Origin of the sequence: Acinetobacter schindleri (assembly GCF_010918895.1) — a bacterium.
Lineage (GTDB): Bacteria > Pseudomonadota > Gammaproteobacteria > Pseudomonadales > Moraxellaceae > Acinetobacter > Acinetobacter schindleri.
In genome coordinates, this window is sequence record NZ_CP044483.1 from 2,882,828 (window position 1) to 2,896,528 (window position 13,701).

At 43.5% G+C, this 13,701-nt stretch carries 13 protein-coding genes and 2 tRNA genes; 7 read left to right on the plus strand and 8 right to left on the minus strand.

The features are described from left to right. Positions 1 to 11: 11 nt before the first annotated feature. Entirely contained in the window at positions 12 to 959 is a 948-nt protein-coding gene (locus FSC11_RS13770) for a homoserine kinase (protein ID WP_163167482.1), read from the minus strand. A gap of 113 nt (positions 960 to 1,072) precedes the next feature. Between FSC11_RS13770 and hisF the strand changes: the two genes are divergently transcribed. After that, the gene (gene hisF, locus FSC11_RS13775) at positions 1,073 to 1,831 is read left to right on the plus strand and encodes an imidazole glycerol phosphate synthase subunit HisF (RefSeq protein WP_004813648.1); all 759 of its coding nucleotides are present in this window, start codon (positions 1,073 to 1,075) and stop codon (positions 1,829 to 1,831) included. A gap of 342 nt (positions 1,832 to 2,173) precedes the next feature. Here the strand turns inward: hisF and FSC11_RS13780 are convergent, their stop codons facing one another. After that, positions 2,174 to 2,779, minus strand: coding sequence for a sterol desaturase family protein (locus FSC11_RS13780; protein ID WP_163167484.1), 606 nt, complete (start codon positions 2,777 to 2,779; stop codon positions 2,174 to 2,176). Between the two features lie 101 nt (positions 2,780 to 2,880). Here FSC11_RS13780 and FSC11_RS13785 point away from each other — a divergent pair, with 101 nt between their 5' ends. Beyond that, positions 2,881 to 3,948, plus strand: coding sequence for an AraC family transcriptional regulator (locus FSC11_RS13785; RefSeq protein WP_103800187.1), 1,068 nt, complete (start codon positions 2,881 to 2,883; stop codon positions 3,946 to 3,948). A gap of 131 nt (positions 3,949 to 4,079) precedes the next feature. Here the strand turns inward: FSC11_RS13785 and FSC11_RS13790 are convergent, their stop codons facing one another. Next, complete coding sequence (locus FSC11_RS13790; protein WP_004813651.1) at positions 4,080 to 4,325, minus strand: hypothetical protein; 246 nt, start codon at positions 4,323 to 4,325, stop codon at positions 4,080 to 4,082. An 80-nt stretch (positions 4,326 to 4,405) separates the two neighbouring features. Next, positions 4,406 to 5,524: a DNA/RNA non-specific endonuclease gene (locus FSC11_RS13795; protein ID WP_076752921.1), complete on the minus strand. Its 1,119-nt coding sequence runs from the start codon at positions 5,522 to 5,524 to the stop codon at positions 4,406 to 4,408. A 267-nt stretch (positions 5,525 to 5,791) separates the two neighbouring features. Here FSC11_RS13795 and FSC11_RS13800 point away from each other — a divergent pair, with 267 nt between their 5' ends. Then, complete coding sequence (locus tag FSC11_RS13800) at positions 5,792 to 6,253, plus strand: hypothetical protein (protein ID WP_163167486.1); 462 nt, start codon at positions 5,792 to 5,794, stop codon at positions 6,251 to 6,253. A gap of 66 nt (positions 6,254 to 6,319) precedes the next feature. Here the strand turns inward: FSC11_RS13800 and FSC11_RS13805 are convergent, their stop codons facing one another. Further along, positions 6,320 to 8,200, minus strand: a complete 1,881-nt coding sequence (locus tag FSC11_RS13805) for a potassium transporter Kup (RefSeq protein ID WP_163167488.1) — start codon at positions 8,198 to 8,200, stop codon at positions 6,320 to 6,322. A 120-nt stretch (positions 8,201 to 8,320) separates the two neighbouring features. On the opposite strand from FSC11_RS13805, the gene FSC11_RS13810 reads away from it, so the two are divergent. From FSC11_RS13810 to FSC11_RS13825, 4 genes are all read left to right on the plus strand, one after another. After that, positions 8,321 to 8,411 (plus strand) — tRNA-Ser (locus FSC11_RS13810). Positions 8,412 to 8,880: 469 nt separating this feature from the next. After that, positions 8,881 to 9,231 (plus strand): hypothetical protein, encoded by a 351-nt coding sequence (locus FSC11_RS13815; protein ID WP_163167490.1) that lies wholly within the window; start codon positions 8,881 to 8,883, stop codon positions 9,229 to 9,231. A gap of 261 nt (positions 9,232 to 9,492) precedes the next feature. After that, on the plus strand, positions 9,493 to 9,720 hold the full coding sequence (locus FSC11_RS13820; protein ID WP_004813658.1) for a hypothetical protein: 228 nt from the start codon (positions 9,493 to 9,495) through the stop codon (positions 9,718 to 9,720). A gap of 219 nt (positions 9,721 to 9,939) precedes the next feature. Beyond that, positions 9,940 to 10,015: transfer RNA gene (locus tag FSC11_RS13825), tRNA-Thr, on the plus strand. A gap of 84 nt (positions 10,016 to 10,099) precedes the next feature. Here the strand turns inward: FSC11_RS13825 and FSC11_RS13830 are convergent. The 3 genes from FSC11_RS13830 to FSC11_RS13840 all read right to left on the minus strand — a co-directional run bounded on the left by FSC11_RS13830 (position 10,100) and on the right by FSC11_RS13840 (position 13,551). Next, a complete protein-coding gene (locus tag FSC11_RS13830; RefSeq protein WP_163167492.1) occupies positions 10,100 to 10,948 on the minus strand; it encodes an SAM-dependent methyltransferase in 849 nt (282 codons plus the stop codon). A 2-nt stretch (positions 10,949 to 10,950) separates the two neighbouring features. After that, the gene (locus FSC11_RS13835; protein ID WP_163167494.1) at positions 10,951 to 12,258 is read right to left on the minus strand and encodes an FAD-dependent oxidoreductase; all 1,308 of its coding nucleotides are present in this window, start codon (positions 12,256 to 12,258) and stop codon (positions 10,951 to 10,953) included. A gap of 414 nt (positions 12,259 to 12,672) precedes the next feature. Beyond that, positions 12,673 to 13,551, minus strand: coding sequence for a pirin family protein (locus FSC11_RS13840; protein WP_163167496.1), 879 nt, complete (start codon positions 13,549 to 13,551; stop codon positions 12,673 to 12,675). Between the last annotated feature and the right edge of the window lie 150 nt (positions 13,552 to 13,701).

A 13,701-nucleotide genomic window follows, 5' to 3' on the forward strand; every position in this document is an offset into this window, starting at 1 on the left:
GTTCCTGTTGGTTAAGCGGTGACAAACTTAAGTCGTTCGATCAACATATTACGCATTTCTTCCGGATTCTTTTGCAGGATATCGTTTCCGGTACGGCCTTGAGCCGCATTTTTCTGTGCCACTTGTAAACGCATCATCCAGAAACGACCGGCTGCCATCGCCAGGTAAAGCTGCAGACAGGCTTTTTCATCCTCAGTCAAGGGACGGATACTTTCATAAGCCTTTAGAAAAGCAACTGCACGTTCTTCATTCAAGGTCACTGCGGGATAATCTGTACAGAAGTCATTTAAGGTAATGGCAATATCAAACAGCAGCTCATCTTTATTCAGTTCATAAAAATCCAGAATGCCATTGAGCTGATCTCCCTCAAACAGGGTATTGTCACGGAACAGATCTGAGTGAATAAAACCACGTGGGCGATCAGTATAAACGGCTGTCAATGCCTCATACAGGCCGAGCAACTTACCCAACAGGACTTTATCAGCAGCATTCAGGGTTGGCTTGATCTCCTGTGCCACAGCGTACCAGTAGGCATGATCACGTACGAATTCGCGTTCCAGTTTAAAATCTTTTAGTGCTACATGCATTTTTGCCTGCGCAATGGCAATGGCTTCGGCCTGAGCCTTGGTCGCTGGCATAGGATGTTCGCCCAGCATCCGTGGCGCGATCTGGGCTGGCTTTCCTTTAATGCTATGAATGGCCTTGCCTGAATGTGATAATGGTACAGGCACAGCCACCCCTGCCTGTCCCAGATGCTTAAGTACGGGAACCAGTTCACCAGCAGCCTGTTCATCCATGTCCTCGAACACAGTCAATACATATTGCTGGTCTTCACAGACCAGAAAGTAGTTGGTGTTCTGGATACCTCCTTGAATGGGAATCAGATCAATCGCCTTGAGACCATAAGGCGCTGCAAAATCCTGAACTTCCTTTAAAGTCAAAGTGGTATAAACCGACATAGAAAACCTGCGAAAAAACTTACATATTTTTGCTAGAATACCGTTTCCATCTGCCAAGGTGTAGCGCTTGCGTGGGTGAGTTTCATAATCGGCTGTAATAATTGGAAAAATTTATGCTAGCTAAACGTATTATTCCTTGCCTCGACGTTGATAATGGTCGTGTGGTCAAGGGTGTTCAGTTCCTTGATATTCGTGATGCGGGCGACCCGGTCGAAGTGGCGCGTCGCTATAATGAACAAGGTGCCGATGAAATTACTTTCCTTGATATTACCGCTACACATCATGGACGTGACACGACTTATCGTACTGTAGAGCGTATGGCCGAATCTGTATTCGTACCGTTAACTGTAGGTGGTGGTGTCCGTAAAGTTGAAGATATCCGTTTATTGTTAAATGCTGGCGCGGATAAAGTCAGCATTAACTCAGCAGCTATTTATAATCCTGAATTCGTCCAGGAGGCTTCTCAGCGTTTTGGTGCACAATGTATCGTGGTGGCTATTGATGCCAAGAAAACCGGCGAGAATAAATGGGAAATCTTTACTCACGGTGGCCGCAAGGAAACGGGTATTGATGCGATTGAATGGGCCGTGAAAATGGCGGACTACGGCGCCGGTGAACTGTTAGTGACCTCAATGGATGCTGATGGTACCAAAGCGGGCTATGACCTGGCACTCATGCGTACCATTAATGACCGCGTTAACATTCCAACAATTGCTTCTGGTGGTGTCGGTAACCTGCAACATCTGGCGGACGGGATTTTAAAAGGGGGCGCAGATGCTGTACTTGCAGCCTCAATCTTCCACTTCGGCCAGCATACCATTCCAGAAGCAAAAGCCTATCTGGCAGCGCAAGGCATTGAAATGCGTCTTTAATTCTTTTTAGAGACAAGATCTGAAAAAGGCATGTTAATCATGCCTTTTTTATTACTTGAAAATTTAAGCACATGAATTAGGGACAAAAAAAAGGAGTCTTGCGACTCCCTATAAAACCAAGAATAGACTACAGCGCTTGGTGTCAACATAACCAGTAAAATCTAACCATAACTCAAGTATTCATAACAACCTGTCAGCGTTAGGCTATATCGCTGACAGGTGTAAATATAGGTCAAAAAACACCCCGAATATTGACAATTTAAGCAGGATTTATTGACAAATCACGACAAAAATAGCGTGCAAATGCATTTTATTTCCTTATCTAAAACTTCTAGGTTTCTTTTAAGGATTTAAGGCTCTATTTTTCTCAACCCATTTGGCTGGAAAGATCTGCTGAATACTGCTGCTCAGGGCTTGAGAAACCGGTTTGGGTAGATAGATGCCGAGTGGATTTTGTTCCTGTAATTCAGGCGATGAAATCACCCGTGTCCCCATAACGTAGTCGAACCATGGTCGGGTCACACACCAGTTGGCATCCTGATTACTATTCATATGATGGTCATAATGCCAGGGAATTTTTCGCTTGGCCCATTCTGGTTCCAGATGTGCCCGACGATGCACATAATAATAATTGCAGGCACTATAAAGCACTGCGAGCGACATTCCTTTTGAAACCGGATAAAAGACCAGGCCAAATACACTGGCAACAACAACCAGAGATCCAATTTCATTACGGGTACGCCAGTTCTGCCAGCCTTCTACATAGCCATGATCAGAGAATGCTGTCTTACGCACTTCCCGATGATGCTCCCAGTGTGAACGCATGCTCTGCGGTACTGGACTGTAGCGAGCCTGACCTTTGCGAGGTATACCATGCAGAATATATTTATGCACAAACCATTCAAAACCATTGGCAATTACCAGTCCTGCCAGAAAACCTTTTAGCATTGTCTGTCCCTCCTTTTTATTTACTATAGGTGAGCTAAAAGGCTAGATATTGACCACAAAATTCAATATGATTGACAAAACACGACAAAAAGAATTAAAAAATGCACAGCATACAGGACGATGCAGGCACGGTTTATGGAGGTCTGGGACATTTGTTGCTGGAGTTCTATCTATCCAAACAACTCCCCATTCCAGAAAAACTACTCGCTATACAGGACGTTGAACGCTTTGAATTTGTCATCTGGCGTGAGTTGCTCATGCAATTACAGCAAAAGTTGCAGACTCCTGCCTTAGGCCTGGAAATTGCTAATTTTGTACAACCCCGACATCTCGGCATTATTGCCTATCTGGCGCTGTCCTGTGAAACCTTGGGCGAAGCCATGATGCGCTATCATGACTATCATCGTCTGGTCTATGACGGCAGTCCTTTAGAAGTCCGTGTCGAAAATGACTACCTGTCAATTGCCTGGGTCGATGTTCCTCTAAATCTGGCGACTCAATTGACAGATGAAGTCGCCATGGCATTGATGCTGAAATTTGTACGTTCGCTGATGGCTACCGATGATATTCACTTACATGAAGTTCATTTCCGTCAGCCGACCAACAAGTATCTCAATCTGTATGAACAGTACTTCCGTTGCAAGGTCCGTTTTGATCAGCCAAAGAGTGTGATTTTTATGCATGTTTCTGAACTGGCAAAACCATTACGTCAAGGTGACCAGACGCTACAGAAGCTGTTAAAACAACAGGCAGAAGCCTTATTGGAAAAACTGCCGAATACTTCACAGATAGATCATCGGATTCAGCAGGCGATCCTGACCGGACTGCAAAAAAACATGTTTCAGATTGAGCATATTGCCCGTCAGTTACACTGGTCGGTTCGGCAGTTACAGCGTCATTTGCAAAAACAGGGCAAGACCTATCAGCAGCGAATGCAGGAAATCCGTTTTATGCTAGCCCAGCAATATTTGACCGATGAAAATCTAAGCCTGCACGAGATTTCCCTGTTATTGGGTTATTCAGAACAAAGTGCCTTCCAGCGTGCCTTTAAGCAGTGGACCCGTCAGACGCCGCAACAGTGGCGCTCAGACTATCTGAAAAACAAAACACAGGAGAAATTTTTAGATTACCCGATGCAGGCCAATCTCAATACCCAATATCAAATTTAGATTTTTGAGTAAAAATAATAAAAATAATTCAAGAGAAATAAACTTTTAAACCTGAATAAAAAAAGCTCATAGTAATCCTGAGCTTTTTCTGTTTCGCATGGAAGAGTCATGAAATTTTAAAAAATGACCCATTATAAAAATGGATTATCAATTTCCTGAGCGTCATCACGCTGGATCTTGTCAGGCAGATCCGGAGTATTTTCCAGTTGCTGCACCACATCATTGAGCAGCGCCTGCAAGGCCTTGGCTGCTTTCAGCCCGGCCTGATCCTTGGTTAACTGCAAGTTTCCATAGAGGCTGACACAGTCCACATCATTTTCAATGGTCAGGTCATGAATCGCATGTGATTCGGTGCCGTTTTCATAAGGTTTAAACATTTTTTTCTGTCGCTTCCTTGTTGTTTTCTAATTGTACCGGACAGATTTATGCTACCTGAATCCTGTCTGGCACAACAGAATTATTTCAAAAGCTGCAAAATGAACTGTAGCACTGCTTCCAGCAACTGCTTGATCAATGCACCTTGCGGATCATTATTGTCTGCTGCGTCACTAGTAGAACCCTCAGATGTTGAAGTATTCCCGCTCACAGACGTACGACCTCCACCAGAACGTTTGAATTCCTCTTGTAATGCTTCCAAGTCACTTTTGGATACATCTTCGGCGCACTGGCTTTCTGCATCCCAGTTGGCATAGGTGATCGGCTTATTGGCCTTCACCTCGCTGGCTTTCAGAGGCAGCTTATAGGTATTACGTTTCTGTTCTTCAGTCAGTTGCGGGAAGATGTTGATATTAACCAGTTCCTCCAAGGCACAGACGCTGATGATCTGGACTTTTGGTGCCGGATTTTTCAGGTTGTTATCCACATAATACACCCCGGCTGCACCAGTTTTCGGCATATATACCGCTTTATAGGTCGCATTCGGTACGATTACACCTTTGCCAATCGTCTCCAGCTTTTTCGCGCTATAAACCGGTCCCGTAACCACATAGACATCCTGTTTCTGTTTGGTCACCACCGCACGAGTGGCTTCTTCCAGTTCACGCCACGCCTGCTGATTGTTCTTCGGGGCTTGCGGTACCATGTTGGCTAAGGAGAAACTGTCAAACTGTGCCTGCTTGGTTGGCATATCGGCATTTGGTGCCATATGTCCACGGTCATAGCCAGTACCGCGGTAATCTGCCAGAGTTGCACGATGCGCCGAACTGACACGTTCTTCCTCATGAAAGCTGTCTTCACGCGGAATCTTTTGACTCAGGCGAGATGGCGTCAATAGTTCTGCCACCCATAATGGTGTTTTGGAGACACCAGAATACATGACATTAAAGCCGTTAAAGCAGAGTGCATAGCTGTTCTTTTTTAAGCTGTCCTTCATTAAGTAAGGTGGCACATCCCGGTAAAACTGATCCAGACAGGCAGAATTTGATGGTGAAGACAGCGATACCCACTGGCTGATTTTTTCTTGACCAAAGGCAATCGCAAAACTACCCGATGCCACCACACCTAGGATAATTTTTACAGTATTTTCGTTAAGGAACTGAAAGACAGGATTTTTTTTGGTACGTTGCTTCTTGGCCATGATTACAGCTACTTTAGAACATCTACAGCGGGTGTTGCCGAGCTTAACAAGCCCTGTAAGCCGTGTATATCATGACATTTCTAATCGCTTAACAAATAAGCAATATGTAAATAAACATCCATTAAGTATGTAACAGCCTGTCGGTTTTTTACGGATACTTGAACTAGATTTCAACCCATTTATGTAGCTTTCCTTGCTGCCCACTCTTTAATTATGCAATTGTAAGAAACTCTAATTCCTCGAAGAAATATACGAAGGAGCATTGTGATGTTATCGCTGAAGAAAAACTCCCATACTTGCAAAACTCATTATTCAAAATTACTGGCTCTAGGTGTATTTACCAGTGTAATGAGCCTCAGTGCATTGGCTGAACCACGGGTAAAGCCGGGCGAAACATTAGAAAGCCTGTCCAAGGCACGAATTAGCACCACTGTAAACGGTCAGAATGCTTCTCTGGAAAATCTGGTTAATTCTGGTCAGATTCGTTTAGTGCAGCCAAGTCAGGCACCTGCTATGCAAAGTAATCCGTCATCTGGCATGCAATCTGGTCAGCCGGGTATGTCTCAGGCTCCGGGTATGATGCGCCATTCTCAAGATCCTGCCATGATGCGACAAGGTGCAACTCCAGACATGCAGCAGCCCAACGATCCCCGTACTCTGCCTGAGATGCAGCAAGATTCCCCGATGACACCAGCAGGCTCTACTGCTCCAGGTGTAACTACTCCATAACGGGTCTGAAACAGATATTAAAAAACCAGAGCTGAACTCTGGTTTTTTTCATTTTGAGTATTGTTGCTAGATTTCGATCTGGCTACCAAGTTCCACCACCCGGTTAGTTGGAATCTGATAGAAATCACTCACCGGACTGGTATTACGTTGCATTGAAATAAACAGTTTTTCACGCCATGGTGACATGCCTTCTCCGATTGCATGAATTACCCTGTCACGAGAGATAAAGAAACTGATCTGCATCAGATCATAGTCAAAGCCCCATTCCGTGTAGGCTTGCTTGACCGCCCGTGGAATATCAGGCTGATCCTTGAAACCGAAATAGGCATAAATCCGGTAAAAATGCTCATTCAGCTTTTCAACTTCTACCCGATCGTCCTCTCCCACAAAGGGAATATCCCGGGTAATCACCGTAACCATGATATTACGTTGATGCAGTACCTTGTTATGCTTGATGTTATGCAGCATGGCATGTGGTACAACATCCGGAGTTCCGGTCAGGAAAATGGCATCACCCGGCACAAACTGAGTCCCGCCACCGGTAGAAACACTTTTGATAAATAGCTCAATTGGCAAGGTATTTTGCTGCATACGTTTGAGTAACAGTTCGCGGCCATCCTTCCAAGTCATGAGTATCGTAAACAATACTGCTCCAAGCATGATTGGCACCCAGCCACCCGAATAGATTTTCAGTGAAGTAGATGCGACAAAAATCAGATCGAGCGCCAGAAAAGGAGCCGCGAATAATAGTACTTTCCAGATTGGCCAGCGCCAGAAACCATAAGCCAAAATAGAGATCAAGATCGTGCCACAGAGCATGGTCATGGTTACTGCCACCCCATAGGCGCTGGCAAGTCTCGCACTGTTCTCAAATAACAAAATCAGAATCACGACCGAAATAAACAGCATCCAGTTAATAAATGGCAGATAAATCTGGCCACGTTCTTCAGCTGAAGTGTGTTTCACGCTCAAACGTGGTAAATAACGTAGCTGAATTGCCTGATTGACCATCGAGAATACCCCGGTAATCACGGCTTGTGAGGCAATGACCGCAGCAGCCGTTGCCAAACCAATCATTGGATACAGGCTCCATTCCGGCAGCAGCATATAGAATGGATTAGCCAAAGCTTCTGGACTACGTAGCAGAAGCGCACCCTGCCCTGCATAATTGAGTAACAGACATGGCAAGACAATAATGAACCAGGCCAGACGAATTGGCAGGCGACCAAAATGTCCCATATCTGCATAAATCGCTTCGCCTCCGGTCATGGTCAGAATCACTGCACCCATGGTCAGGAAAGCCACATAAGGTTGATCTACCACAAAATGATAAGCCCAATAAGGGTTAATCATATGCAGGACTGTCGGCGTCTGGATGATGCTCCATAAACCAAAGCCACCAATCGACAGGAACCACAGTAAAGTCAGTGGACCAAAAAATTTACCCATGGTCCCGGTGCCATGACGCTGTACCAGAAACAGGCCGGCAATGATTCCGATGGATAAAGGCTCCAGCCATTTATTAAACACTGGCGTAGCAATACTCAATCCTTCAATGGCAGAGAGTACAGAAATCGCAGGTGTAATAATCCCATCACCAAAGAACAATGAAGCACCAATAAAGCCTAAAGCAATCAGGTAAATCTTTTTCTTATCCGAGATTAGTGTAGTTCGCAGGTTGAGGGCCAGCAGTGACATGATGCCGCCCTCACCATTGTTGTCAGCACGCATGATGATAGTGACGTATTTAAAACTCACCGTCAGCATGATGCACCAGAAGATCAGGGAGAGAATGCCCAGTACCGAGGCTTCGCTGATAGCAAGATGCGAGGTCAGGAAACATTGGCGCAGTGCATAAAGAGGACTGGTACCAATATCACCAAAAACGACCCCAAGCGCAGCCAGCGTAATGACTGGTAAAGCTGCTTTTTGTGCAGTACTTTGCATATATTGTCTTCGTTTTAGAAAGCATTTTTGCGAATCATAGCACTGCCTCCAAACTTTTTCTGCAAATCAATTGTTTCAAGCTTGGCAGACTGGTTTTTTTTCTATATCATCCACCGCCATGGTGAGGTGTCCGAGTGGCTGAAGGAGCACGCCTGGAAAGTGTGTATACGTTTATAGCGTATCGAGGGTTCGAATCCCTCTCTCACCGCCATATTTTACGGAACTGCAATCTTTAGCAGTAAATAAAGGCTTAAATCTAAAGGGTTTAAGCCTTTTTTGTTGTCTATAATTAAATATCATGCTGCAATTTCACTATTGGCTATTCCTCAACGCCTTCATTTTTTAGCTTTTAGAAAAGAAAAAATATTTAATCAGATTCTTTAATTTTTATGGCTTAATCAAGGAAAATTCATTAAGTTGTTGGCTAAATTCCATTTTTAGAAGTTACAGCAATTTTAATTTTATGAATCATTATCAAGCTTGTAATATTCTGCCAATTGTTTGAAAAGTGATCTAATATAAAATATGTAATCAGAAGCTCGCTGTAGTTTCTTTTCCAATTTAATACCTCCTTCCTTATGATGGAGGTATTTTTTTATTTAAAAAAAATCAGTTCTTATACAGTGGTGAATTCTCTTATACTCTTATTATTCAGCCCCGGATAACAACTAGAAAAGACGATGAAAAAACTAACCTTTACCACCCTGCTCGTTATGTTTGTTATTGCTGGTTGCCAAAAGCAGCCTGAGCAGGCAGAAGCCGCAATGTCGACAGATAAAAACTCTGTAGATGTCATTCAGTTTGAACAGGCAGATCAGAAAATCAGTGGTTTTCTGGACCAGTTAGATAACCCGGCTACGCCTATGGAACTTCGCAAGAAAATCATCTGCAAAGAGTATCCTGAGGTGTATTTCAAAGAATATGTACCTGCCTTTATAAAAATTGCGCCAGAAAACACAAAAGAACAGTTAGCACAGGATCTGAAGCTGGCACTGGATTTTTATAAGAAGAAGGACAATGTCGTTTGCTAATGCTTGCCTTTTGATTAATGAACAAATGAATTGCCCTCTTTTCCCTATATATACTTCATGAAAGTTATACAAAAAATTCAGTTACTGAATTCTAACTTGGCATAAAAATAGCTTAATTTTATTGTCATCATCGCTATGTTATGTTGCTCTTAGCGGGCACATAAAAGGAGAACAAAAACCAGTAGATCTAACCAACCACGCCATTGATCTTGATTCAAACTAAAAGCTAAAAGATAGACACACTGCTATTCGGGAGCGAACATGAATAACAGCGCAAACTATGCCAAACAGATCAAAAATGCTAAACGTGGCGGTTACACTCCGACCATTGCCAAAGACGTCAACAAACACAAGATTCAAAAAGCCCTCAGACTCATCGAACAGTGGAGAAGCCTCGCTCAAGAACTCAAACCTCAAATGCAGTTTGATATGGCCTTTACCTTGGAGGAATGTGCTCAGGATCTGGACCGTATCCTAAAAAGCCGATAAACCTAGTTTTTATTCATCTCTGAAACCAGTTTAAATTTTCCACCCTCGCCCACACTTTCGCATGTGGGCGATTTTCATGAAGCCAACTGATGTATTTCAAGTTTTGCAGCTTTTCGTATCATGCAGAATTCAATCAAACTTAAAATTTCACCAAAGCATTTAAACGGTTATTTTTTGGCTTGCATCACCCCGAAAAATCTGTAGAATGCACACCACAATGCCGGCATAGCTCAGTTGGTAGAGCAACTGACTTGTAATCAGTAGGTCCACAGTTCGAATCCGTGTGCCGGCACCATTTTCTTAGCCTCGCTTTTTTAGTGAGGCTTTGATGTTTCTGGAGTCTGCATTTTCTTCGGGCTTGATCTTTTCAGTCACTGTTCTAGTGCTTTGCTTTTGCGCTGATCTGCACATACCGCACTACACCTTCTTCAAAAAGCTTTCGGCATAGTTTTGCGGTTATCTGAATTTTAAATTCATCTAATCTGGACGTCTTTACAGACTGAACCATTTTTTTTGAATTTAAATCCTGCTGTACATACCTGGCAAAACCGGCAAATACTGATTCTGACAGATCTTCAACCTGAACATCTGTGAATTCAAACTGATCCAGACATTCATATAGCGTACCGAGCGGCATCAAATCACTTAAATTGACATCTGCTGATTTCAGCAAAAGCTGGTATTTACGCTTTTGAAATGAATTTAAAGTTTTCCAGCGCTCAGACAAAACTAGATGATGAAAACCGATTCGCGCTTTTGAATTCAAAACTGGGACTATCTGTTCCAACAAGCTTGGTACGCTATTGTGATAAGCCGCATCCAGACACAGCACAGCGTCAAATTTATGTGGGAAATGGATATCTTTTAGTCGAAGAAAAGAAGCATGATAAATTGCATTCAGTTCAGGTAAATGCTGCTGAATCTTGGTAACACAAGTTTTCTGTAGCTCTACGCCTGCTAGGTATTGCACCTGATAGTGCTGCTGCCAATGCAGCAAACTGGCACCCTGGCCGCAGCCAAGATCCAGTAATTTATCTTTTGAATTTAAATGAATAGTTGCAGCCAGATGATCAGCCAAAGCCTGACAAGCAGCAACATAGTCTTGCTGCCCTATCTGCCAGTAACCAAGATTGCTCCAGGGCAATAGCGAAGTATCTCCAAGCAATGCTGCATTGATAGCATATTTATGCTCGGGTAGACGCTGCCGAAAGGCCTGGAACAGTTTCATGCTTAATAACCGAGTTGTGGTGCAACCTCAATATTCGGTTTTAATCCCTCGAATGGCAATGGTGCACCAAAGATTTCTGCAATCTTCATCGCTGAAGTAACTGCAGATTCCAGAATTGGCAAGCCATCACATGACCATGAACCACAATAGAATACCTTACGGCCCTGATCCAGATGACGTTGCTGTAATTCCTTGTTCAAGGCTACAGTATGCGCATCAACCACTGCGCGGGTCAGTGTCACAGAAGAAATAATTTTCTTAGGATCGATATCAGTCACCGGACGCCAGGTCTGGAATACCGGAGATTTACCTACTAATGTTGGTTCAACCGCATTGAGCCATACCGTGAACTGCTGACGGGTAAACTTGCGGTCCATCATATAGCTTAGTACTGCCCAGTCTTTACGTTTCGGCGGCATCACGCTGGTATCGGTATGAATCACCAATTGCCCCTGCTCAAACTGGAATTTTTTTAATAATTCAATATCTGTTGCAAACTGGCCTTTATCAAGAAATTCCTCGATCTTGTTGGTGGGTGTAGCAACGATGACACGGTCAAATAACTTGGAATAACCCGCCGCATTTTCTACACGGACCTGATCACCCTGCTGTTGTACCAGCGTAGTTGCTGCACCACTGACAATGTCGATGCCTTCAATCAGTTTATCCACCAAGGCTGGTGTACCGCCCTGCATACGTAATAATGCATCGCCATCTGTCAGTTGACGTAGGAAAATCAATAAGGGCTTGGCTGGCCATTCACCAATGGTTTTTGGGTTACAGGTACAGATGGTATACAGTACCGGCATCACCGCACCATGCCAGAATACTTCTTCAATATCATTGCGATTAATAAATTCTGCCAGGCTGATATCCTGATTTTTAGATTTAAAGAATTTGTTCAACGCTGTTTTTAGTTGTAATAAACCTTTAACCAGACGCCAGCCATACTGCTGAAGACCTTTACGGTTATTGATAATCGGAAAGTTACCAATCCGGCTACGCGAAGTCGTCAGCCAGGTTTCAGTCCGGTCCTCAAATAACCAGCTGCACGCCATATAAGTGCGTACCGGATAGGTCTTGATCCCCAGATGAGTCGCAAGACTTAGCGTATTTTTCCACAAGTACGGATTCATCACACGCAAAGGAGCATCGACCAATCCACCTTCAAACTCGAGGCTGTGACTGTCCATGCCGCGCCCTTGCAGCGCTTCAAAAATAGTGATGTGATGTCCTGCATCCTGAAGAATTCTGGCTGTAGCCAGTCCGGCCATGCCACTACCAATTACTGCGATATCCAAACTGATCATCCGTCATTGAGAAACTTTTAGAAATTATGTACCAAGCCTGCCGTAATTAGGCTATTAAAATCTTCCAGATTGCATTTTTTTCAGATGGACTAAAGCGCTTGAAAATTCATAATTTTTTACATTTTCAATATAAAAAGTTAACACTGTTTAAATTTATGCTTTTATTAATATTTTTTGTATTTTTATAAAAATTCCCCTTTAAAAACAATACATTTAAATTAACCAATTTTTTAACTTTCGTTTTACAAAAGATACAAGAAGCGCTATAATTTTCTGCATAATAAAATGCTAACTTCATCGCCCTCCACAGTGTTGAAGTTATTTAAAAAATCTTATAATCAGAAGAACTTACAGCGCATAACTATTTAAAAGCCTCTGCACTGCAGAGGCTTCTTTGTTTCTGGACTGACATTTTTATTCAGCAGCTACCGGAATTTCTCCAAATTTACCCTGATTAAAATCCTGGAAGGCCTGGACAATTTCTTCCTTGGTATTCATCACAAAAGGACCATAACCTTGAATGGATTCCTTCAAGGGTTTACCGGTCAAGACTACGAATTTGCTGTCCTGATAAGCCTGAATCTGGATTATAGGATCGCTATCCTGAGCAAATATCACAATAGAACTGTCCAGAACTTTCTGGCCAGCATTCACTACCAGCTCTCCACTCAATAGCACCAGCAAAGCATTATGACCGGCAGGTATCTGCAGCATCGTTTCATAATCTGCTTTGAGTTCACCATCCCAGACATTGACCGGACTAAAGGTATGCGCCGGACCATGATGCCCATCAAGTTCACCAGCGATGACCCGAATATGCCCTGCACCTTCATCCATTTCAATCCGGGGAATATCAGTTGCAGTCAGTGCCTGATAACGCGGTGTAGTCATTTTGTCTTTGGCAGGTAAATTCACCCACAGCTGGACCATTTCAAACAGACCACCATTCCGGGCAAAGTCTGGAGAATGGAATTCTTCATGCACCACGCCTGCACCTGCAGTCATCCACTGTACATCACCTGCCTGAATCGTACCGCCACCACCGCCAGAATCCTTATGCGTTACTCCACCCTGATAGGCGATTGTCACGGTTTCAAAACCACGGTGTGGATGTGAACCGACACCCTGCTGCACTGTAGTCGGATCAAAATGATACGGCGCTGCATAATCCAGCAACAGGAATGGACTGATGACCTGACCAAGACGGTCATAAGAAAACAGATTTTTGACCGGAAATCCATCACCGACCCAATGCATGTGCTGATTACGGTAAACACCTATGACTTTTTTCATCTTTTTACTCCTATCTGAATAGGATGAACATGCAGTCATTGTATGCGTTGCGGATAACTATCGATACTAGGCCAATGAAATGCAGTATCCCGAATATAAGACAATACTGGTGTCAGTACTGGTACCCTACAACTGGTTTATACCTTATGT